This is a genomic window from Micrococcus sp. 093350064-1, assembly GCF_053627955.1.
In genome coordinates this window covers 22045-44213 of the sequence record NZ_JBSEYU010000004.1, presented here as the reverse complement: position 1 = coordinate 44213, position 22169 = coordinate 22045, and the positions used below count along the sequence as shown (strand labels likewise).

The 22169-nt window shown below is 72.3% G+C and carries 19 protein-coding genes; 12 read left to right on the top strand and 7 right to left on the bottom strand.

All coding sequences use genetic code 11. The features are described 5' to 3' along the window. Positions 1 to 244 precede the first annotated feature (244 nt). The 8 genes from rpmH to ACUW6W_RS05580 all read left to right on the top strand — a co-directional run bounded on the left by rpmH (position 245) and on the right by ACUW6W_RS05580 (position 8388). The gene (gene rpmH, locus ACUW6W_RS05615; RefSeq protein ID WP_002856443.1) at positions 245 to 382 is read left to right on the top strand and encodes a 50S ribosomal protein L34; all 138 of its coding nucleotides are present in this window, start codon (positions 245 to 247) and stop codon (positions 380 to 382) included. 28 nt (positions 383 to 410) lie between these two features. Continuing rightward, positions 411 to 809 carry a ribonuclease P protein component gene (gene rnpA, locus ACUW6W_RS05610; RefSeq protein WP_002856442.1) on the top strand — a complete coding sequence of 133 codons (399 nt, stop codon included), beginning with the start codon at positions 411 to 413 and terminating at the stop codon, positions 807 to 809. Continuing rightward, complete coding sequence (gene yidD, locus ACUW6W_RS05605) at positions 810 to 1178, top strand: membrane protein insertion efficiency factor YidD (RefSeq protein WP_002856440.1); 369 nt, start codon at positions 810 to 812, stop codon at positions 1176 to 1178. A 5-nt stretch (positions 1179 to 1183) separates the two neighbouring features. Next, positions 1184 to 2182, top strand: coding sequence for a membrane protein insertase YidC (gene yidC / locus ACUW6W_RS05600; protein ID WP_119217656.1), 999 nt, complete (start codon positions 1184 to 1186; stop codon positions 2180 to 2182). A 2-nt stretch (positions 2183 to 2184) separates the two neighbouring features. Then, positions 2185 to 2769: a Jag family protein gene (locus tag ACUW6W_RS05595; RefSeq protein ID WP_145950740.1), complete on the top strand. Its 585-nt coding sequence runs from the start codon at positions 2185 to 2187 to the stop codon at positions 2767 to 2769. Next, positions 2762 to 3487, top strand: a complete 726-nt coding sequence (gene rsmG / locus ACUW6W_RS05590) for a 16S rRNA (guanine(527)-N(7))-methyltransferase RsmG (protein ID WP_095353493.1) — start codon at positions 2762 to 2764, stop codon at positions 3485 to 3487. The genes ACUW6W_RS05595 and rsmG overlap by 8 nt, the downstream gene beginning before the upstream one ends. Positions 3488 to 3556: 69 nt before the next feature. Further along, positions 3557 to 4504: a ParA family protein gene (locus ACUW6W_RS05585; RefSeq protein ID WP_240967012.1), complete on the top strand. Its 948-nt coding sequence runs from the start codon at positions 3557 to 3559 to the stop codon at positions 4502 to 4504. A gap of 2510 nt (positions 4505 to 7014) precedes the next feature. Continuing rightward, entirely contained in the window at positions 7015 to 8388 is a 1374-nt protein-coding gene (locus tag ACUW6W_RS05580) for a ParB/RepB/Spo0J family partition protein (RefSeq protein ID WP_336574666.1), read from the top strand. A 117-nt stretch (positions 8389 to 8505) separates the two neighbouring features. On the opposite strand, the gene trxA is transcribed toward ACUW6W_RS05580, so the two are convergent. The 5 genes from trxA to ACUW6W_RS05555 all read right to left on the bottom strand — a co-directional run bounded on the left by trxA (position 8506) and on the right by ACUW6W_RS05555 (position 14761). Then, complete coding sequence (trxA, locus tag ACUW6W_RS05575) at positions 8506 to 8895, bottom strand: thioredoxin (protein ID WP_002857810.1); 390 nt, start codon at positions 8893 to 8895, stop codon at positions 8506 to 8508. A gap of 31 nt (positions 8896 to 8926) precedes the next feature. Beyond that, positions 8927 to 9928: a thioredoxin-disulfide reductase gene (gene trxB, locus ACUW6W_RS05570; protein WP_036337321.1), complete on the bottom strand. Its 1002-nt coding sequence runs from the start codon at positions 9926 to 9928 to the stop codon at positions 8927 to 8929. Between the two features lie 147 nt (positions 9929 to 10075). Next, positions 10076 to 12193 carry a hypothetical protein gene (locus tag ACUW6W_RS05565; protein ID WP_454179913.1) on the bottom strand — a complete coding sequence of 706 codons (2118 nt, stop codon included), beginning with the start codon at positions 12191 to 12193 and terminating at the stop codon, positions 10076 to 10078. A 65-nt stretch (positions 12194 to 12258) separates the two neighbouring features. Continuing rightward, complete coding sequence (murJ, locus tag ACUW6W_RS05560) at positions 12259 to 14103, bottom strand: murein biosynthesis integral membrane protein MurJ (RefSeq protein ID WP_144825580.1); 1845 nt, start codon at positions 14101 to 14103, stop codon at positions 12259 to 12261. A gap of 46 nt (positions 14104 to 14149) precedes the next feature. Then, positions 14150 to 14761, bottom strand: a complete 612-nt coding sequence (locus ACUW6W_RS05555) for an NUDIX hydrolase (RefSeq protein WP_041102508.1) — start codon at positions 14759 to 14761, stop codon at positions 14150 to 14152. 65 nt (positions 14762 to 14826) lie between these two features. On the opposite strand from ACUW6W_RS05555, the gene ACUW6W_RS05550 reads away from it, so the two are divergent. From ACUW6W_RS05550 to ACUW6W_RS05540, 3 genes are all read left to right on the top strand, one after another. Then, the gene (locus ACUW6W_RS05550) at positions 14827 to 16278 is read left to right on the top strand and encodes a CCA tRNA nucleotidyltransferase (protein WP_166437754.1); all 1452 of its coding nucleotides are present in this window, start codon (positions 14827 to 14829) and stop codon (positions 16276 to 16278) included. A gap of 52 nt (positions 16279 to 16330) precedes the next feature. Continuing rightward, positions 16331 to 16630, top strand: a complete 300-nt coding sequence (locus tag ACUW6W_RS05545) for a DUF7218 family protein (RefSeq protein ID WP_144819836.1) — start codon at positions 16331 to 16333, stop codon at positions 16628 to 16630. Between the two features lie 143 nt (positions 16631 to 16773). Beyond that, positions 16774 to 18912 carry an acyltransferase family protein gene (locus ACUW6W_RS05540; RefSeq protein ID WP_454179912.1) on the top strand — a complete coding sequence of 713 codons (2139 nt, stop codon included), beginning with the start codon at positions 16774 to 16776 and terminating at the stop codon, positions 18910 to 18912. Positions 18913 to 19018: 106 nt separating this feature from the next. Here ACUW6W_RS05540 and ACUW6W_RS05535 read toward each other — a convergent pair whose 3' ends face one another. After that, positions 19019 to 20104 (bottom strand): inositol-3-phosphate synthase, encoded by a 1086-nt coding sequence (locus ACUW6W_RS05535; protein WP_369997339.1) that lies wholly within the window; start codon positions 20102 to 20104, stop codon positions 19019 to 19021. A 169-nt stretch (positions 20105 to 20273) separates the two neighbouring features. Here ACUW6W_RS05535 and ACUW6W_RS05530 point away from each other — a divergent pair, with 169 nt between their 5' ends. After that, positions 20274 to 21797 (top strand): glycosyltransferase family 87 protein, encoded by a 1524-nt coding sequence (locus ACUW6W_RS05530; RefSeq protein WP_454179910.1) that lies wholly within the window; start codon positions 20274 to 20276, stop codon positions 21795 to 21797. Here ACUW6W_RS05530 and ACUW6W_RS05525 read toward each other — a convergent pair. Next, a complete protein-coding gene (locus ACUW6W_RS05525) occupies positions 21788 to 22129 on the bottom strand; it encodes a hypothetical protein (protein WP_454180006.1) in 342 nt (113 codons plus the stop codon). The two genes, ACUW6W_RS05530 and ACUW6W_RS05525, sit on opposite strands and share 10 nt — an antisense overlap. Between the last annotated feature and the right edge of the window lie 40 nt (positions 22130 to 22169).

The window sequence follows — 22169 nt, the reverse complement described above, 5'->3', positions numbered from 1 at the left end:
GCACAGACGGTGGACAACCCCTATCATCCTGTGGACGACCGTCCCGGGCGCCCACGGGCGTCCGGGATCCGCGCGCACCCGTTTGACCCCTGCGTACCCCGGCCACTAGAGTTGTCTGGTCCCCCGGGTGTCGGTTGATCGTGCCCGCCGGGGATTTCATGTCAGAGCCTCACCGGTCCTTCCCCCTGGTCCACCTGCTCAGGTCGACGGTCGAAGGCACACAACACGTCGTGGAGAGATCACAGTGACCAAGCGCACGTTCCAGCCCAACAACCGCCGTCGTGCCCGCAAGCACGGCTTCCGTGCCCGCATGCGCACCCGCGCCGGCCGCGCCATCCTGTCCGCTCGCCGCGGCAAGAACCGCGCCGAGCTGTCCGCCTGAGGACCTCGGTCCAGGGACGGCGCGCCCCGTGCTGCCCCGTGACCGTCGCGTCCGCACGCCCGCGGAGTTCCGTCACCTCGGTCGCACCGGCACCCGCGCGGGTCGGCGCACCGTCGTGGTGAGCGTCGCCACGGACCCCGATCAGACCCGGTCCACGTCGCCGAGCGCCCCTCGGCCGCGGGCCGGGTTCGTCGTGTCCAAGGCCGTGGGGAACGCGGTGACCCGCAACCGGGTGAAGCGGCGGCTGCGCGCCGTCGTCGCGGATCAGATGCGTCTGCCCCCGCTGCGCGACCTGCCGGTTCTGGTGCAGGTCCGCGCGCTGCCGGCCGCCGCCGAGGCGGACTACGCGCTGCTGCGCCGCGAGACCGTCGGCGCGCTCGGCAAGGCCCTGAAGCCGCACCTGCCCGCCGCCTCGGAGCACGCGTAGATGACCGTCACGCCCTCGCCCTTCGTCGTGCTCGAGCCCTCCCGTGAGTGGGGGCCGCTGCGCGCGCTGCCGTCCGCCCTGCTGGCGGGCCTGCTCACGGTCTATCGGGCCGTGGTCTCCCCGCTGTACGGACCCGTGTGCCGGTTCTTCCCCAGCTGCTCCGCCTACGGGCTGGAGGCCGTGCACGTGCACGGCGCGGTGAAGGGGTCGTGGCTCGCCGCGCGGCGCATCGGCCGGTGCCATCCCTGGAACGACGGCGGCGTGGACCCGGTCCCGCCCGGGCACCGACGCTGGCCGCCGGGCCGGCAGCCGCGCATCCTCGCCCTGAACCACCCTCCCATCCCACCTGATCTCCCGCAGGAGGATTGACCCCCATGTTCGAAGCCATCCTCTCCCCGTTCCGCTGGCTGATGTCCTGGCTGCTCGGGGCGTTCCACAGCATCCTGGAGTTCGCGGGCCTGCCCGTGGACTCCGGCTGGACGTGGGCCCTGTCCATCCTCCTGCTGGTGGTGCTCATCCGCACCCTGCTGATCCCGCTGTTCGTCAAGCAGATCAAGGCGCAGCGCGCCATGCAGGCCATCCAGCCCGAGCTGCAGAAGCTGCAGGCCAAGTACAAGGGCAAGAAGGACCAGCTCTCCCGCCAGGCCATGGCCATGGAGCAGCAGGCGCTCATGAAGGAGCACAAGGCGAACCCGTTCGCCGCCTGCCTGCCGCTGCTGATCCAGATGCCGTTCTTCTTCGCGCTGTACCAGGTGCTGATCGGCGCCCGCGGCGCGGCCGAGCGCGGCGAGGCCATGGACGCCCTGTCCGCGGACCAGATCCGCTCCTTCGAGGGCTCCACGATCTTCGGCGCCCGCATGTCGGACACCTTCATGAACTCGCTCGGCGCGCCGGGCAGCACGCCCGTGATCGTCACGGCGATCGTGCTGATCCTGCTGATGTCGGGCTCGATGTTCTTCATGCAGAAGATGCTCATGACGAAGAACATGACGCAGCAGGCCCTCTCCGGCCCGATGATGCAGACGCAGCAGATCATGCTCTACGCCATGCCCCTGATCTTCGGCATCGGCGGCATCAACTTCCCCATCGGCGTGCTCCTGTACTGGACCTACTCCAACTTCTGGGCCGTCGGCCAGCAGTGGTGGATCATCCGCAACAACCCGACCCCGGGCTCCCTCGCCGAGAAGGAGCTCAACGAGCGCCGCGCCGCCAAGGGCCTGCCCCCCGTGGGCCAGAAGGTGTCGAACGCCGAGGCCACGCCCTCGTCCGCGCACACCCAGGCGGGCCGCGGCGGTGCCGTGCTGAACGGTGAGGTCGTCCGCCAGTCGGGTCAGCGCGTCCAGCCCCAGCGCAAGAACCGCAGGAGGAAGTGAGCATGTCCGCCGAGAACGTGACCCCGGCCCCCGAGGCCGAGGACGCCGTCGTCGAGACCCCCGCGGGCCAGGGCTCTCGCGTCGCGGAGCAGGACGATGCCGCCGTCTCGGAGGCGGTGCGCCGCCTCGAGCAGGAGGGCGACGTCGCCGCGGACTACGTCGAGGAGCTGCTCGACATCGCGGACCTGGACGGGGACATCGACATCGAGGTCCGCGACGGGCGCACGTACGTGTCCGTCGTCTCCGAGGACCACGACGAGCGCCTGGACGGCCTCGTCGGCCCCGACGGCCGCACCCTGGAGGCCCTGCAGGAGCTCGTCCGGCTGGCCGTGCTCGCCGCCACGGGGCACCGCTCCCGGCTGATCCTGGACGTCTGCGGGCACCGGGAGCGCCGAAACGTCGCCCTGCGCACCGCCGCCCAGGCGGCCGTCGAGCGCGTCCGCGCCGGCGAGGGACCCGTGCACCTCGAGCCCATGGGCGCGTACGAGCGCAAGATCGTCCACGACGTCGTCGCGGACGCCGGCCTGACCTCCGAGTCGGAGGGCGAGGGCGCCCGCCGGCACGTGGTCATCTCCGCCGATGACTGAGCGGGGCTCGGCCTACGAGCGGCGCCCCGGGCTGGATCCGCGGGACCGGGGCGACCGTCCCGCACCCGTGGGACAGCCGGCACCGCCGCTGACCGATGCGCTGCGGCCGGCCGCCGTCGAGCTGTTCGGCGAGGCCCTCCCCCGGGCCGAGGCGTACGTGGCCCACCTGGCGGACACCGGCATCGAGTGGGGCCTGATCGGTCCGCGCGAGGCGCCCCGTCTCTGGGAGCGCCACGTCCTGAACTGCGCCGTGGTCGAGGAGCTCCTCCCGCAGGGTGCGCTCGTGGCCGACGTCGGCTCCGGTGCGGGCCTGCCCGGCCTGTGCCTCGCGCTCGCGCGCCCCGACTGCCAGTTCCTGCTCATCGAGCCGCTCGAGCGGCGCGTGGAGTGGCTGGACATGGTGGTCGCCGACCTCGGCCTGGAGAACGTGGACGTGATCCGCGGCCGCGCCGAGCAGGTCTCCGGGAACCTCGACGTCGACGTCGTGACCGCCCGCGCCGTGTCCGCGCTGAAGACCCTCGTGCCGCTGACCATGCCGATGCTGCAGGGCGCCGGGGAGCTGCTGGCCATCAAGGGCCGCTCCGCGGCCGACGAGATCGCCGCCGCCCGCAAGGTCCTGCGCAAGTATGGTGGTGCCGAGCCCGAGATCCTCACGGTGGGCGAGGGCCTGCTGCCCGAGACCACCACCGTCGTGCGCGTCAGCGCGCGTCCCCGCTGACCCCTCCCCCACCGGGACGGGCCGGGCGGCAGCAGATCCGCACACCCGCGACCCAGGAGGTAGAGCCGCATGGCGCAGGAGCAGGAGAGCCGGGGTGGGGCCTGGAGGGCCCTGCGCCAGAAGTGGACCGGCCGGACCGCCGAGAAGGGCGGCGCCGACGTCGAGGAGCCCGCGCGGCTCCAGCGTCGCCGTCTGACGCGCCCCGACCGCACCCGCGTGTTCACGACGTCCAATCAGAAGGGCGGCGTCGGCAAGACGACGACGACGGTCAACCTGGCCGCGGCCCTCGCCCGCGCGGGCATGCGGGTGATGGTGGTCGACATCGACCCGCAGGGCAATGCGTCCACCGCGCTGAACATCCCCCACACCGGAGACGTGGCCTCCGTGTACGACGTGCTCCTGGGCGAGATGGAGATCCAGGACGTCGTGCAGGACGCCCCGGACGTAGATGGCCTTCAGGTGGTGCCCGCGACCATCGACCTGGCCGGTGCCGAGATCGAGCTGGTCTCCCTGGTGGCCCGCGAACAGCGACTGTCGCGGGCGCTCGAGGCGTACACCGCCTGGCGCGAGGAGGTCGGGCAGGAGCGGCTGGACTACGTGTTCATCGACTGCCCGCCGTCCCTGGGCCTGCTGACGGTCAACGCGTTCGTGGCGGCCGAGGAGGTGCTCATCCCGATCCAGGCCGAGTACTACGCCCTCGAGGGCCTCTCGCAGCTGCTCAAGAACGTGCAGATGATCCAGAAACACCTGAACCCGCGCCTCCAGGTGAGCACCATCCTGCTGACGATGTTCGACGCGCGGACCAACCTCGCCGTGCAGGTGGCGGAGGAGGTCCGGACGCACTTCCCGGAGCAGCTGCTGAACACCGCGATCCCCCGCAACGTCCGCATCTCCGAGGCCCCCAGCTATCAGCAGACGGTGCTGACCTACGACCCGACCTCGGCCGGCGCCGTGGCGTACCGGGAGGCGGCCGCGGAGATCGCCGGCCGCGGTGCGCCGACGGCCCTGAAGGGCTGACGCCCAGGCGGCCGCTGCGGTGGTCGCCGGGTGGCGCTGCTGACGACGACGAAGCCCGCCGGAGGGAGCGATCCCCCGGCGGGCTTCGTCGTGAGTGAGCGTGGCCCGGAAGATGGGGGGGGGAGGGGGAAGACAAGCGGAAGCGCTGGGCATATCGGAAGTTCGTGTTTCACGTGAAACGACCTTCTCTGAGGGTGCGAGCGTGGTGCCGCCGCGGCGGGACGATGGGGAGGGGTGCCCGTGGTAGACCGCTTCCGTCTGACGCGCTCCCCTCTCCTCCCCTGGCCCGGCCCCTCCGCCGCCGGCCAGGCGCACCTGTCGCGAGGCCTGGGTGCAGCCGCGGGCGGCGACGCACGAACTCACGGGGTGAACGGCATGGCGGAGGGGCGGCGACGGCGGCTGTGAGGGCCGGCGGTGCACGCTGCGTTGAAGTGCTCCGCGAGGGCTGCGCGACGTGTGGGGAACGTCCTGGCCGCCGGGCGCGGCCGTGCAGGGTATGGTCCGTCCCTCCTCCTTCACCCGGGTGCGCTGCAGCCCCGAGAATGCAGCCGTCGAGCAGGCCGCGTGCCGTGGCTGGGTGCCCCCTCTCCCCCACGGTCAAACCTCCTCGCGTTCGGGGACGTGCAGGGAATCGGGGGCCAGAGCGGAGCACGAGTCAGAGTGCCGTCGCGAGGGTGCGCGGCCGGTCTGCCAGTCAGCGTGTGCGAGAGGGGACGTAAGCGGCGAGGGGGTCTGCTGTGATTCGCCTGAGTTGGAGGGGCCGATTGGCGGCGCCTGAAGGACAGTTCTGCTGTGCATTCCTGTGTGCGGAGAAAGAGATCCTCGAGTGAGGAAGAGCGGTCGTGTGCCCCCAATGTATACAGAGGCAAGTGGTTGCGCTGGCCAACACGCGTCTTGACGTGGTCACCAGCGAACGTCGATGTTGATATGTGGACAACATCTGTGGACAGGGGACGTCTAGGGTGTGCGGCCGTAGATGCCTCTGCGGTGCTGATGAGCCCTGCTCAGTCTCCTGTGACGTCTGACGGCTGGGTACGGGGACGGTGTGTGAATGGTGACTGCGGTGGAGACCCTCGGGGAGCCCGCGGCGGCTCCGTGCGGGATGGGGCGGGCCGTGTGGTTCTGTCGCTTGCAGCGACGTGGGAACCAGGGCGTCGAGTAATCGGCCGGTCGCCGGGGGTTTCACGTGAAACACGGTGGTTCCGCGCTCACCTAGCGTCGATCCCTGACCGCAGCTGTCCGCGGATGGAGGCATTGAAGACCCAGTTTCCACACGAGGCGGTCCTGCGACTTTGATGGGCGGCCTCAGCTGACAGGACGAATGGATTCGGTAGGTCGGGTGGAGCGCCCGCCTCGTCACTGTACTGCCGCCCGTGACATCGGCGACCACATCGAGCAATACCGTCAATGGCGGAAGTGGGTGCACGCTGCCCCGGCACCGAACCCGCGACCCGGCGTTCCCTCCCAGCACGTTTCACGTGAAACCGAACGACCGGTGATCGGGGCTCACTAGATCGAGCCAGTATCACCAGCGACGTGGCAAGTGTGAACCTCTCAAGATATAGAGGGCCCTGCGCACGCCGGCCTCGGGATGCGACCCGCTGGTGGGCAGGCTTCCATGGCATGAGCGCGCGGTCGAATCTTCGAACGATACGTTTCACGTGAAACGAGCTCCGGGACAAAGGGCCGTGCCGCGAGGTCACCACCTCGGGCGATCCAAGGAGCACACGTTCCGTGCCGGGAGCGAGCTGACCGAGAATGAAGCAGGAATGTGGCACTGACTCGCGGGTGAGCGAGCACGTGGCCCACCCGAACTCATGTCGTACTTGGATGACAGATTCGTCCGTGTTTCACGTGAAACGCGGATGGTGAAGCAGCGTTCAATTCGTCAGCTGCGCGGGTGCGAGGAAGCACTGACGGCGAAGCGACGAGTAGCCGAGCTCATCCGTTCGGTGATTCGAGTGTTCACATCGCACCGCGGGGGAGTGGGACGAGTGCTTCGCTGCTGGTCCGCCATTGCGCACCCGATGAGGCACATCATCATGCGGGTAACCAGCAATCTGAGTAACGTCCGCACGGAGGGCTGATCGGCCGGGGAGCACATGGAAAACAAACCGAACAACCGTGATTCGGGTATCACCCGCTCGTCGACGCGGGCTCGCGTTTCATGTGAAACGAGTGAACCTCGAGAGGGAACACGAGGAGGTCTTGAGGATTGCAGCGGCACCCTTCCGAAGCGCCCCCACTCGGAGTGTTCCACGTGAAACACTCACGCCCGCAGCAGCTGCCGCCGGCGCGCCCACATCCTGCCATCCGGGCCCAATACGGACGTCTCACCCCAGAACCGAGGCCAGAACCTCGCCGCGCCCCTTGCACGTGTCAGGCCCTCGCGCGCCCCCCGGCGGTCAGGGCCAGAGCACCTTGAGAAGTGTCTTCCCGCCGCCCGGGACCATCGAGACCAGGCCGCTCACCTACACTGATCGCAGACCCACTCACTGCAGGAGGACCCGTTGAAGACGAGCCGTCGAGGAGGCCTGGGGCGAGGCCTCGGCGCCCTGATCCAGAGCACTGTAGAAGCCCCGGAAGAGAACGCCGAGGCCTCCTCCCCGAAGGACTCTGCGGTGCCGGTGAAGAGCGGCCCGAAGACTGCTGCGGCAGCGGAGGCCACCACGACATCGACGCGGAGCACCGCGACGACCGAGACGCCAGGGGAGTCCAACGAGCCCGCCCCGTCGGCCTCGCAGCGGAAGACCGCGGGCCGAACGACACAGGCCGGGAAATCAACGGCTGCGACTGGCCGGAACACCACGTCCGCCACGAAGGCAGGGCCCACCTCGTCGAAGCGTGCCTCGCGACCCGCGCAGCGTCCCGTCGACGTGTTCTTCTCCGCAGACTCCGAGGAGGCACCTGCGGCGCGGCCGACCAAGGGGCGCCCGGCCATGCCGACGGTGAAGGCGCCCAGCAAGCGTGCCGCCTCCGCGACGTCGTCGAGGAAGGAACCGGTGGACACAACCACTGACTCCGCCACGACTGAGGGGACCGTGTCCGCGGACATCGCGGTCCTGCGGGAGATCCCGGTGGGGGACATCCATCCCAACCCCCGGCAGCCGCGTGAGGTGTTCGACGAGGACCACATGGCGGAACTGGTCACCTCGATCCGCGAAGTCGGCATCCTGCAGCCGATCGTCGTGCGCGAGGTGGACGGTCCCACCCCCTACGAGCTGATCATGGGCGAGCGCCGGTGGCGCGCCACCCAGAAGGCGGGTCTGGACACCATCCCGGCGATCGTCCGCCAGACCCCGGACCAGGACCTCCTGCGGGACGCCCTGCTGGAGAACCTGCACCGCTCCCAGCTGAACCCGCTCGAAGAGGCCGCCGCCTACCAGCAGCTCATGGAGGACTTCGCCTGCACGCAGGAGGAGCTCTCCCAGCGCATCGGCCGCTCCCGTCCGCAGATCTCCAACACGCTGCGGCTGCTCAAGCTGCCGCCCCTCGTGCAGCGTCGCGTGGCCGCCGGCACGCTCTCGGCCGGCCATGCGCGTGCGCTGCTCGGTCTCACGGACCCGTCGGACATGGAGCGTCTGGCGCAGCGGATCCAGTCGGAGGGCTTGTCCGTCCGGGCCACGGAGGAGGCGGTCGCGCAGCTGCAGGGCGGGCTCCGGCCGGGCCGCACGCCGCGGCGCAGCACGGACGACGCCCGCCACGAGCGCCTGGACCACTACGCCACCGCGCTCACCAGCCGCCTGGACACCGCCGTAAAGATCACCCTCGGCGCGCGCAAGGGCCGCATTGCCATCGACTTCACCACCGTGGAGGACCTGAACCGCATCATGGACCTCATTCAGGACGGCGAGGACGGCAAGGGGAAGGGCAAGAAGTCCTGATCCGGACCTCCCGCGGACGGCGTCCACGGGCACCCGCCGCTTGTCCTGAAGATCGACGCGCGACGGCCCCGCCACCCTCTCGGGTGGCGGGGCCGTCGTGGTGAGTGGGGGAGGGGCTCAGCCGAGCAGGGCCGAGAACTCCTTCTCCAGCGCGGCCTTGGGCTTGGCGCCCACGGACTCGACGACCTTCTCGCCGTTCTGGAAGCCCACGACGAGCGGGATGGAGGTGACGCCGTAGCGCGCGGCGATGGCCGGGTTCTCGTCCACGTTGAGCTTGGCGATCACGGCCTTGCCCTCGTGCTCCACGGCCATGTCCTCCAGGACGGGCCCGAGCATGCGGCACGGGCCGCACCACTCGGCCCAGAAGTCCACGAGGACGGGCAGCTCGGACTGGAGGACCTTCTGGTCGAAGTCGGCGTCGGTGACGGTGATGGTGCTCATGGCAGCCTCCTGGGGGTTGTTCTGTGTCTGACGGGGGTGGACAGGGGTGTTATCGACATGACTCATGACGCTCGGTCAGGGGTGATGAGTCAGTGGCTCATGCCGGAACCGCGTCCGACTCCGGGCCGGCCGGCGCGGCCTCCTCCACGTCGGCCACGGTCGCGAGGTAGTGCTCCACGTCCTGGGCGGCCACGCAGCCCGAGCCGGCGGCGGTGATGGCCTGGCGGTAGGTGTGGTCCGTGACGTCGCCGGCGGCGAAGACGCCCGGCTGGGAGGTCCGCGAGGACGGATGGTCGATGCGGATCGTGCCGTGCTCCGTGAGCTCCACCTGGCCCTGCACCAGGTCCGTGCGCGGGTCCTGGCCGATGGCCACGAACAGGCCGGTCACGTCCAGCGTGGACGCCTCGCCGGTGCGGGTGTCCCGCAGGCGGAGGGTGTTGACCTTGTCGTCACCCGTCACCTCCGTGACCTCGGTGTTCCAGCGGAACTCGATCTTCTCGTTCTCCATGGCCCGGTGGGCCATCACCTTGGAGGCGCGCAGCTCGTCCTTGCGGACCAGCACGGTCACCTTGGACGCGAACTTCGTGAGGAACAGGGCCTCCTCCATGGCGGAGTCGCCGCCGCCCACGACCGCGATCTCCTGCTCGCGGAAGAAGAAGCCGTCGCACGTGGCGCACCAGCTGACGCCGTGGCCGGAGAGGCGCTCCTCGCCGGGAACGCCGAGCTTCCGGTAGGCGGAGCCGGTCGTGAGGATGACCGCGTGGGTGCGCAGCTGGGTGCCGTCGCCGAGCGTGAGCACCTTGGGGTTCGACGTCAGGTCGGCCTGCACGACGTCGTCGTAGACCACCTCCGTGTTGAACCGGCGGGCCTGGGCCTCGAGGTTCGCCATCAGCTCGGGCCCCTGCACACCCTCCGGGAAGCCCGGGAAGTTCTCCACCTCGGTGGTGTTCATCAGCTCGCCGCCCGCGGTCACCGCCCCGGCCACGAGGACGGGGGAGAGGTCGGCGCGGGCGGTGTAGATCGCCGCGGTGTATCCGGCGGGGCCGGATCCGACGATCACGACGTTGTGGACGCTCTGGTCCTGGGCGGTGGGGGCCACGGGTTCCTCCAGTGGATCGGGGTGGTGGGCGCTCCTCCAGGACAACGGCGGAGCCACGGGCGGGTATTCCGCGGTGTCGGGCCGCGGTGCGACGACGTCCGGCGACGGCGGCCGGAAGGTCCGGCGCGCCGTCGCCCGGGCGCGGGGTCAGCGGACGGCGATCTCGCCGAGGCGCAGGCCGAACGGGAGGTCCGACGTCGTGCCCTCCAGCTGGGGCAGCGAGGTGAGGCTGACGATCACGTACTCGGCCTCGGCCTCGGCGCCCTCGAAGGGCACGGGGATGGAGACGGTGTCCTGGTCGAAGGTGCCGTTGCCGATCTCCTTGGCGTTCGCGCCCTCGGGGGAGTCGGCGATGTAGGCGAACCAGGCGCCACCGGTGGCCCCCGTGCTCTGCAGGGTCACCTCGTTCACCTCGGTGCGCTCCTCGAGCTGGACCACGAGGTTCATGCTCTCCACATAGCCGCCGAAGTTCGGCCGTGCGTAGGCGAAGGTGCGCCACACGGTGGTGGGGTCGCCGTCGATGAGGTTGCTCAGGTCCGCGTCGTGCTCGGCCTCGTGCTCCGGCAGGTCCGGCACCGAGCGCAGAGCCTGGACGGGCTGCGGGGCGGCCGCGGCGCTCTCGCTGGTCGGGGTGGGGGAGGGGCTGGTGCTCTCCGACGGCGACGGGGTGTCCGATGCGGACTCGGACGACGCAGACTCAGACTCGGACGACGCGGCCGCGGCCTGCGGGGCCGGCCCGCCGCGCAGGTTCTGGGCCAGCAGCACCCCGCCCACGACGAGTGCGGCCAGCAGGCCGAGCACGAGGAGCAGGGCCAGCGGACCGCCGCCGCGCGTGCGGCCGTTGCCGTCGCCCGGGTCGGCCACCGTGGCGCCGTCGTCGCCCCCGGTGGTGGCCGGGGCAGCTTCAGCATTCGGAGCCGCGGCGGCGGCCGTCGCACCGGCGGCCGTCGTTGCGGCCCCGGCCCCGGCAGCCACCGGCGCGGCCGTGCCGCGGGACTCCTCGTGGACGGGCGGCGCGGACTCGGCCACGATCGCTCGGCGGGGGACGGGGCGCTGGCGCCGCACGGGGATCGCCTCGGTGTCCGGGGCGACCGGCTCCGGCGCGTCGGTCTTCTCGGCCGCCACGGGCTCGACGGGCTCGACGGGCGGCGTGGCCCCGTCGGCATCGGCGTCGGTGGTCTGCGCGGCGGCGGCCCCCGCCGCGACAACCGGGAGTGCGGCGGTGCCCGCCTGGGCCTCGCGCTTCTCAGCTTCGCGCTCCGCGGCCTCGCGTTCCTGGGCCGCGCGCTTCTCAGCCTCGCGCCGCTCGGCCTCCCGGGCCCGCTCCTCCTCGGCACGACGGCGGGCCTCGGCCCGGCGCTCGAGCTCGCGGCGCTCGGCCTCCTCCCGCTCCGCGGCCAGCCGGGCCTGCTCGGCCTCTCGCTCGCGCGCGGCCCGATCCTCAGCCTCCTGCTCCGCCTGGCGACGGGCGCGCTCGGCCTCGGCGCGGCGCTCCTCCTCGGCACGCTCCTCCGCCTCCCGGCGCTCGCGTTCTGCGCGCTCGGCGGCCTCCTTGCGCTCCCGCTCGGCCCGCTCCGCGGCCTCCCGTTCGGCGCGGGCCCTCTCCTCGGCCTCCTTGCGCTCCCGCTCGGCCCGCTCGGCGGCCTCCCGCTCGGCCCGCTCGCGCTCCTCCTGCTGCTTCCGGGTGGCGGCGTCCGCCGCGGCCAGGGCCGACGCCCCGGCGGCCGCCTTCGCCGCGGTGCCGTCGGAGGGACGGACCCGCTCGGCGAGGCGCTCGGAGAGGCGGTTCAGGAACCCGGGACGACGCTGGGCCTCGTCCTCGTCCGCGCGGAGCCGGCGGTCGAGGTCGGTGTAGTACGCCTCGTCGTCGTCGTAGGCGTGGGGGTCTCCGGTCCGCGACTCGCCGAACAGCTCGGAGCCGAGGCTGTCCGTCTGGAACGGCTCCACGTACAGCTCCTGCGGGTACGCCAGACCCAGCAGGACGTCCGGGTCGGGGTCCCCGCCGGCGATCAGGTACGTGCGGCCCTCGGACAGCCCCAGGTCGAGCACCTGCACGTCGTCGGTGCGCTCGCCCGTGGCCAGCTCCCGCGCGGACGAGGCCACCTGCGTGGCGTTCTCACGTGAGGCCACGAGCACGGTGACGCGGCGGTTGAGCACCTGGTCCGTGCCCAGGAACACCATGTCCTGGTCCGCGGACGTCACCACGTGCTGGGTGATGCGATAGCGGCCGCCCAGGACGGCGCCGACGGCGATGGGCTGGGGCACGGGCTCTTCTCCTGACGACGGGGTCGGAATCCGATGATACGTGGCGTGGCCGTCGCGGCCAGAGATCAGCCGACGCGCAGCAGACGACCCAGCGCCGGCACGCGGGCGACGAGCGGCCGGAGGGCGTCGTCCAGCTCGGGGAACCGCATGGCCCGCAGCACCATCAGGTACACCGGACCCATCGCCACGGCGGCCACCGCGCACGTGAGCAGCGCCGTCCCGATGGAGTTCCACGCGAACCCGCCGGTGTACCCGCCCAGCAGCCACACGACGACGACGCCCGCGGCCGCCGCGGCCAGCGCGGCCAGGCCGGTCTGGACGTGGGCACGCAGCACGGATGCGAGGCCGTAGTCCCCGAACCGGCGCACGGTGAGCACATGGGTCAGGACGAACTGGTACACGTACGAGACGGACGAGGCGACCGCGACCCACAGGGCCATGGACCACAGCGGCAGCAGCATCGCGCCCGCCCACGAGAGCAGCAGCATCAGGAGCGAGCCGCTGACCTGGACCACCATCGGCACCTTGGCGTCCTCGGCGGCGTAGAACACGCGCAGCAGGTAGAAGGAGCCCGAGCGGAACGGGATGGACAGCGCCAGCGCGAGCAGGACCGAGCCCACCGCGACGCCGGCCACCATCGCCGTCTCGGCCGTCGAGCCGAAGACGCGGCCCAGGGGGCCCGCCAGGACCACCACGCCGGCGAGGCAGAACATCAGCGGCACGGTGAACGCGCGCAGACCCTGCGCCGTCGTGCGCCGCACCGCGGACATGTCCTGGCGGCCCATGGCGCGGGCCAGCCGGTTGAAGAGCACGGTGGCCAGGGAGAGCACGAACACCGAATGGGGCAGCACGGCCATCAGCATCGCCATGTTGTACGCGGCCACACCGGGGATGGCCGCCTGCGCCATCTCGGCGCTCCAGGTCTCCGTGCCGGGGATGCGCAGCTCGCCGCGGTCGCGGGCCTCCGTGGCGGAGGTGACGTACCGCTGGCACAGCAGGAGCACCACGTTCGTGGCGACCATCGTGACCAGGGTGTACCCGGCGATCCGGCCGGTGTCCCGCAGGCCGATGCCCTTCCAGCCGAACCTCGGGCGCAGGCCCAGGCCGAGCCCGCGCAGCGGCAGGAAGAGGATCACGGCCTGCAGCACGACGCCCAGGGTGTGGCCGCCGGCCAGCACGACCGTCTGTGCGCTCGTCCACCCGGCGAGGTCGTCCCCGGCCCGGTACGCCCCGAACATGCCCAGGTACAGCACGATCGCGCCGATCGCGACGACGTTGTTCAGCACCGGCGCCCACATGTAGGCGCCGAAGCGCCCGTTGGCGTTGAGCACCTGCCCCACCAACGCGTACATGCCGTAGAAGAACACCTGGGGCAGACACCACAGGGCGAACACGGTGGCCATCTCGAGCTTCTCCGGCGACCAGCCGCGGGTCAGGGCCGTCATGAGCGGGGCCGCCGCCAGCATGACCACCACCGTGCCGGCGAGCATCACGAGCGTGCCGAGCGTCATCAGGCGGGAGGTGTAGTCCGCGCCCCGGTCGGCGTCGCGGGCGTGCTTGATTAGCTGCGGCACGAGCACGACGTTGAACACGCCGCCCACCAGGAGCAGGTAGATCACGTTCGGCAGGGAGTTGGCGATCTCGAAGATGTCGGCCATGTCCGTGGACAGGCCGATCGCCACCGTCACCAGCGTCGCACGGACAAGGCCCAGCACGCGGGAGAGGAGCGTGCCGGAGGCCATGATCGCGGTGGACCGGCCGGCGCGGCGCTCGCCCTCGGGGGTCTCGTCCGCGGGGTCCACGGCGGCCGGATCCGTGGCGGGGGCGGGGTCCGTCGTCGTCGGCTCCTCGTCGGCGACGCCGGCGTGGGCGGGGTCCTGCGCTCGGCGCGGGGCGGGTCTGCTGCTCAAGGGTCACCCAATCGTGGTCGGAAGGCCCCGTGCCGGGGGCGGTGGATCAGGGGCGGGGGCCCCGGGCACCGCCCGGGGGGAAGTGCTGGTCGACCACCTGGCGGGCCAGGTCGACGATCCGGCGCTCGTTGGCGAAGGAGAGGCGGCGCGCGACGTCCTCGAGGCGCACCCACGCGACGTCCACGGCCTCGTGGTCCGGGTCGTTCTCCGTGGTCAGCTCGCCGCCCGTGGCGCGCAGCAGGAAGTGGTGCACGGTCTTGTGGACGCGGTGCCGGGCGACTGTGAACCAGTAGTCGATCGCGCCGAGCGGCTCGAGGATGTGGCCGGCGATCCCGGTCTCCTCCTCCACCTCGCGCACGGCCGCCTGCCGGTGGTCCTCCTCGCCCTCGGGATGGCCCTTGGGCAGGCACCACTCGAGCCGGCCACCGCGGTTGTAGCGGGCGATCACGGCCACCTCGAGGCCGCCGTCATGCTCGCGGACGATGACGCCGCCGGCGGAGACCTCCTCCACCGTGGGCAGGGAGGCGGCTGCGGCGGAACGGGGTCCCGCGGGGGCCGGGGTGACGGGGCGCAGAGGCGGCTGCGGCCGGCGACGCCACGCCCCCAGCGCGGAGGGCAGGGGGGCGCCCCGGTGCGCGGAGGGATCGGGGCGGGTCATGCCGTCAACTCTAGCCCGGCCCGCGCGGGCCCGTGCCGGGACCGTCTGGCACCCTTGTAGGCATCATGGATCTGACCACCGCCACCCACGCGCTGCCCCCCGGCTTCCCCGCGGACGCCACCCTGCCCGCCGTCGTCGTGGAGCTGGGGCGGAGGTTCGAGGCCGCCGGCCACGAGCTCTCCCTGGTGGGCGGCCCGGTCCGCGACCTCTTCCTGGGGCGGACATCGCCGGACCTGGACTTCACCACGGACGCCGACCCGGACGCGTCCGAGGCCGTGGGCGCCGGCTGGGCGGACGCCACGTGGGACGTGGGGCGGCGGTTCGGGACCATCGGCTTCCGCAAGGCCGGCTGGCAGCTCGAGGTGACCACCTACCGGGCCGAGCAGTACGACCCGGCCAGCCGCAAGCCGCAGGTGGCCTTCGGCGACAGCCTCGAGGACGACCTGCTGCGCCGCGACTTCACCGTCAACGCCATGGCCCTGCGCCTGCCCGCCCTCGAGCTCGTGGACCCCTTCGGCGGCATGCGGGACCTGCACGCCGGCGTGCTGCGCACCCCCGGCACCCCCGAGGACTCCTTCTCCGACGATCCGCTGCGCATGATGCGCGCCGCCCGGTTCGCCTCCCAGCTCGGCTTCGCCGTGGCCCCCGAGGTGGAGCAGGCCATGACCGCGATGGCCGAGCGGATCACGATCATCTCCGCCGAACGCGTCCGCGAGGAGCTCGTCAAGCTCGTGTGCGGGGCGCACCCGCGCGCCGGCCTCGACCTGCTCGTGCGCACCGGCCTGGCCGACCACGTCCTGCCCGAGCTGCCCGCCCTGCAGCTCGAGTCGGACGAGCACCACCGCCACAAGGACGTCTACGCCCACTCCCTGACCGTGCTGGAGCAGGCCATGGAGCTGGAGGGTGAGTACGCGCCGTCGACCCCCGACCCCGTGCTGCGTCTGGCGGCGCTGCTCCACGACGTCGGCAAGCCGGCCACGCGCCGCTTCGAGAAGGGCGGGGCCGTCACCTTCCGGCACCACGAGACCGTGGGGGCCAAGCTCGTCCGCAAGCGGCTGCGTGCCCTGAAGTTCGACAACGACACGATCAAGGCGGTGGCTCGCCTGGTGGAGCTGCACATGCGGTTCTACGGCTACGGCGACGCCGGCTGGACCGACTCCGCCGTCCGCCGGTACGCCCACGACGCCGGCGATCTGCTGCCCCGCCTGCACGCGCTGACCCGCTCGGACGTGACCACCCGCAACCGGCGCAAGGCCGAGCGGCTGGCCCACGCGTACGACGACCTCGAGCGGCGCATCGCCGAGATCGCCGAGGCCGAGGAGCTCGCCGCCGTGCGGCCGGATCTGGACGGGCAGCAGATCATGGCGCTGCTGGGGATCCGCCCGGGCCCGGTGGTGGGGCGGGCGTACAACCACCTGCTCGAGTGGCGCCTCGACGAGGGCCCGCACGAGCAGGCCGAGGCCGAGGCGGAGCTGCGGCGCTGGTGGGCCGAGCAGCCGGAGGCCCAGCAGGACTGAGGCGGCGCGGCGGACCTTCCACCCGTCGTCGGGCCGGGACCACACTGGCCGCATGGCTGAGAAGAAGACCGAGAAGAACGGCGCCCCCATGGGCCCCGGCACCTCCAGCATCAAGGACCCCGAGGTCTACGAGGCGCTGCGCCGCGAGGGCGCGAGCGAGGAGAAGGCCGCGCGGATCGCCAACGCGTCCGCCCGGGACGGCCGGGACGAGGTCGCCGAGCGCGGCGGCGAGGCCGGCTCCTACGAGGACTGGACCAAGGACGAGCTCGCGAAGCGGGCCCGCGAGCTCGACATCGAGGGCCGCTCCACCATGACCAAGGACGAGCTCATCGAGGCGCTGCGGAACCACTGACCGGCGCCCGCCCCCCGCTTCCGGGGCGGAAACCGGTGCTTTGGGAGCGGAATACCGCCGGAAACCGCCCCCAACCCGGTGGGGTGGGTGGGGATAGCCGGAGGCTTTGGCCCATCCAGGTCCGGATGGGATGATCGACCGCTGTGAGTTCCGACCAGCGCACCGCGTCCGCGCCCCGCCATGCCCTGCCGCCCCAGGACGGCGTGCCCGCCGTCAAGGTCGGCACGCGGGTCAGTCGCGGCCCCGGACGGGTCACCGCCCTCGACGGGCTGCGGGGGATCGCGGTGCTCGCCGTGCTCGTCTTCCACGCCTGGCCCACCTTCCTGCGCGGCGGGTTCGTGGGCGTGGACATGTTCTTCGTGCTCTCCGGCTTCCTCATCACCACCGGCCTGGTCCGTGGTGTGGACGCAGGCCGGGGCGTGGCGCTGGGCACCTTCTGGATGAAGCGCGTCCGGCGACTCATCCCGGCCATGCTGATGGCGCTCGTGGGCACCACCGCGCTCGCGTGGCTGGCGGTGGACGAGTTCCCCGCGGGCCTGGGCCGCCAATGGTTCGGCGCCCTGACCTACACCAGCAACTGGGTGATGATCCTCGAGGGCGGGGACTACTTCAACCGCGCCTCGCCGCCCCTGTTCGAGCACCTGTGGTCCCTGGCGATCGAGGAGCAGTTCTACATCCTCTGGCCCCTGCTCCTCTGGGGGCTGCTCCTGCTCACCTGGCCGCCGCGCAGCACGGTGAACTCGGGGCGGGTGGCGGACCGACGCCGCATCCTCGCGGTCGCGGTCGCGGCCGTGGCCTCCGCGGCGTGGATGGCCTGGGGCTCGTGGCACGGGTTCGAGCAGGCCCGCCTCTACTTCGGCACGGACACCCACGCCTTCGGCCTGCTGTTCGGCGCGTGCGTGGCGATCGGTCTGGCCCACGTGCCCCGGCCCGAGCACGGCGGCCCCGAGCCGCGGACCTCGGCCACGCGGGTGGCCGTCGCGTGGGGCGCCGTCGCGGTGCTCGCGGCGGGCTTCGCCCTGGTCGACGGCGGCCACGCGAGCACGTACCGCGGGGTGCTGGCGGGCCTGTCCGCCGTCGTCGCGTTCATCGTCTGGCACGTCGTGCAGGGCGACCGGCGCGACTCGCTCTCTCGCGCGCTGGGCAACAGGTTCCTGCGCTGGTGGGGGCGCCGCTCCTACGCCGCGTACCTGTGGCACTGGCCGCTGCTCGTGATCATGCGCGTGATGGTGCCCGTGGACGCCCCCGGGTGGGTCGAGCCCGTGGCCGCCGGCGCGATCCTGCTGCTGACCGCCCTGATCGCCGACCTGAGCACCCGGCTGATCGAGGAGCCCATCCTCCACGAGGGGTTCACGGGCGCCTTCGGCCGCTGGGGCGCGTCCATGCGGCGGGCGCTCGCGGGCGGGGCCGGGTCGATCGGCCGGCTCGCGGCCGCCGCCACGGCGCTGGGGCTCGTGGCCGTCCCCACGGCGGCCGTGGCCGCCGTGGTGCACTCGCCCGCGCAGACCCAGCTCGAGCAGGACATCGCCCAGGCGGAGGAGTCCCTCAAGGCCGCCGAGGCGGCGCAGCAGGCGGCCCGCGAGTCCCGCGCGGCGGAGCAGTCGAAGCGGGCCGAGGCGTCGGCCTCGGCCTCGCCCGGCTCGGCCGCCCCCGGGGACGCGGAGGGCTCCGCCGGCGCGACGTCCTCGCCCGGATCGTCCGCCGAGCCGTCCGGGCTCGGGCTCGGCGACCCGGCCGTCACGCGCCCCACGTACTCCAAGGAGCAGCTCACCGCGGCCCTGCCGCCGTCCGAGCTCGGCACGGACGTCACCCTGATCGGCGACTCCGTCTCGCTCTCGGCCGCGCCCACGCTCCTGGAGCAGCTGCCGGGGATGCTGCTGGAGGCGGAGGTGGGCTACCAGATCTGGGACGCCGCGGACGAGATCGAGAAGCTCAAGGCGGACGGCCAGCTGAGCGACGTCGTCGTGGTGGCCCTGGGCGCCAACGGCACCACCCACCGGGGCGACTGGGAGAAGATCCTGGCGGCCGTCGGCGAGGACCGGCTGCTCGTGCTCGTGGTGCCGCACGGCCCGATGGACTGGATCGCGGACGTGCAGGTGCAGATGGAGGCGCAGGCCAAGGCCCACCCGGACCGGATCGTCCTGGCGGACTGGGACACCGCGGCGAAGCAGCACGTCACGGACTTCTCCGCCGACGGCGTGCACCCCCGCGCCGACGGCCAGGCCATGTACGCCCAGCTCGTCCGGCTCACCATCGAGGACCGGCTCGGCGCGCGGCGCTGAGCGCGGTGGCCGGGGCGGCACGCGCCCCCACGACGACGCCGGCCCGTCACCTCCACGGGGAAGGTGACGGGCCGGCGTCGTGCGCGGTCCGCGGGGACCGGGCAGGTCAGCGCTCGATGTCGCCGCGGATGAAGGCCTCCACGAGCTCGTGCGCCGCGTCGTCGTTGTGCTGCACGGGCGGGGACTTCATGAAGTAGGACGAGGCCGAGAGGATCGGGCCGCCGATGCCGCGGTCCAGGGCGATCTTCGCGGCGCGCACGGCGTCGATGATCACGCCGGCCGAGTTGGGGGAGTCCCACACCTCGAGCTTGTACTCGAGCGAGACGGGGGCGTCGCCGAAGTTGCGGCCCTCGAGACGCACGAACGCCCACTTGCGGTCGTCGAGCCAGGCCACGTAGTCGGACGGGCCGATGTGCACGTCCTTCTCGCCCAGCTGCGCGGAGGTGTTGGAGGTGACGGCCTGCGTCTTGGAGATCTTCTTGGACTCCAGGCGCTCGCGCTCGAGCATGTTCTTGAAGTCCATGTTGCCGCCCACGTTGAGCTGGTAGGTGCGGTCCAGGGTGACGCCGCGATCCTGGAACAGCTTGGCCATCACGCGGTGGGTGATGGTGGCGCCGATCTGGGACTTGATGTCGTCGCCCACGATCGGCACACCCGCGGCGGTGAACTTCTCGGCCCACTCCGGGGTGCCGGCGATGAACACGGGCAGGGCGTTCACGAACGCGACGCCGGCGTCGATCGCGGCCTGGGCGTAGTGCTCGGTGGCCCGCTGCGAGCCGACGGGCAGGTAGCAGACCAGCACGTCCACCTCCGCGTCGCGGAGGGCCTGGGCCACGTCCACGGGCTCGGCCTCCGACTCCTCGATGGTCTCGGCGTAGTACTTGCCGAGGCCGTCCAGGGTGGGGCCGCGCTGGACGGTGACGTCCGCGTGGGGCACGTCCGCGATCTTGATGGTGTTGTTCTCGGAGGCGGTGATGGCCTCGGACAGGTCCAGGCCGACCTTCTTCGCGTCCACGTCGAACGCGGCCACGAACTCGAGGTCGGACACGTGGTAGTCGCCGAACTGCACGTGCATCAGGCCCGGGACCGTGTCCGTGGCCTTCGCCTCGCGGTAGTACTCCACACCCTGGATGAGGGATGTTGCGCAGTTGCCCACGCCGGCGATGGCGACGCGGATGGGGTTGGTGGCCACGGTCTGGTTCTCTCCTCGACTGTCCGGAACGGGTGCGGGCACGCGGAGCGCGCGCAGGGGGCCCACACCGTTCGGCGGGGCGCTCACCCGGGGATCAACCCCGCCAGTCTACGACCGACGACGGCGGCCCCGCCCGTCCGGTGTCCGGGCGGCTTCCTAGGATGGGGGCATGAGACCGGCCCCCGCGCATGCCGCGACCCCCAGCGAGCCGCCTACTCACGCCGCGGACGGCGCCCCGTGCGACGCCGTGGCCGACCCGGGTGCCCCCGCCGGGCGTTCCGCTGACAGCGCACCGTCCGGGACCCTGCCCGCCCCCGGCGAGCGCGGCGGCCGCTTCCAGCTCGCCGGCGGCCTCGCGGCGAACGGCCCCGGACGGGGGACCGGCTCCTGGGCCGGGCCCGCGGCGCTGACGGGGCTGCTGGTGGCTCTGGCCGCCGTCGTGACCGTGCTGCAGAAGTCGCCGTGCCTGCTGCACGGCTGGGGCGCCCCGGACGTCTACTACGCGGGCTGCTACTCGGACTGGGCCGCGCTCTACGGCGGGCGCGGGTTCGCGGCGGACCCCTGGGCGCCGTTCCGGGCGGGCTCCACGTTCGAGTACCCCGTGCTGATGTCCGTCGTGGGCTCGGTGGCGGCCTGGATCACGCAGGCGCTGCCGTTCTCGCCGGAGCAGGGCACGGTGGTGTTCTGGCTCGTGAACCTCGGATTCGTGGTGGTGCTGTGGGCCGTTGTCGCGGTGCTGACCGTCCGGATGGCGGGGCGCCGGTGGACGGACGGGCTCATGGTGGCCGTGGCCCCGGGGATCGTGCTGGCCGGCACCATCAACTGGGACCTGTGGGCCGTGGCCCTGCTGGCGTGCGGCATGTACGCGTGGTCGCGCGGCCGGTCCCTGACGGCGGGGGTGCTGTTCGGCCTCGGCGCGGCCATGAAGCTGTATCCGCTGCTGATCCTGGGGCCGCTGCTGATCCTGGCGGTGCGCTCGCGGCGGTGGCGGCCGTTCCTGCTCGCGGCCGGGGGCACGGTGGCGGCGTGGGCGGCGGTCAACGTGCCGCTCATGGCGGTGAACTTCCAGGCGTGGTCCGTGTTCTTCACCTTCTCCGGCGAGCGCGGGCCGGGCCTGTCCAGCGTGTGGCACGCGTGGGACGTGACCGCCGCGCAGGCCGGGTGGGCGTTCGTGCCGGAGGACTCCCTGACCCTGCTGGCCTACGGCACCTTCGCGGTGTGCTGCCTCGGGATCTTCGTGCTCGGCGTGCGGGTGCGGCACACCCCACGGCTGGCCCAGCTGACGTTCCTGGTGGTGGCGGCGTTCGTGCTCACCAACAAGGTGTACTCACCGCAGTTCGTGGTCTGGCTGATCCCGCTCCTGGCGCTCGCCCTGCCGCGCTGGCGGGACTTCTGGGTGTGGCAGACGGTGGAGGCGCTGCACTTCTTCGCCGTGTGGATGTACCTGGCCAAGGGGGTGGCCGAGACCCCGCCGCAGCACTCCATGGACGACTCCGTCTACGTGGCCGCGATCCTCGCCCACATGCTCGCGGTGCTGTGGCTGTGCGGGCGCGTCGTGTGGGAGATGCTGCACCCGGCAGAAGACCTCGTGAAGCGCGACCACGGCGGCCACCCGGACACCGACCCGCTCGCCGGCGCGTACGCCGGCCCGGCCCGGGGGCGCTCAGACCGGCCGGCCGCGGTTCAGGCGTAGTCCCAGCGGTGGATCGGGCAGTCCGGGGACGACGGCGCCGCGGTCGTCCCCGCCTCGGCGGCGCCGTCCTCGCGGGGCGGCGGCGGACAGACGCACTGCGCCCCGGAGGCGGCCGTGGCCGCCTTCATCTGCTCGCGCCAGATCACGTGGGGGTCGGTGGCCGGGTCCGCGGCCGCGCCGGGGTGCGCCGGACGCGCGGCGCCGTCGTCGTGTGCGTCGTGGGCGGGGGCGCGGGCCGCGTCCCCGTCCCGGGTGAAGCCCAGCCGCACGATGGTCCAGCCGCCCACGGTCCACGCCACCAGGAGGAAGACCCCCACGGCGACGGCGATCATGATGTCCACGGCGGGCTCCTCCTGCGCTGACGGGGCGGGC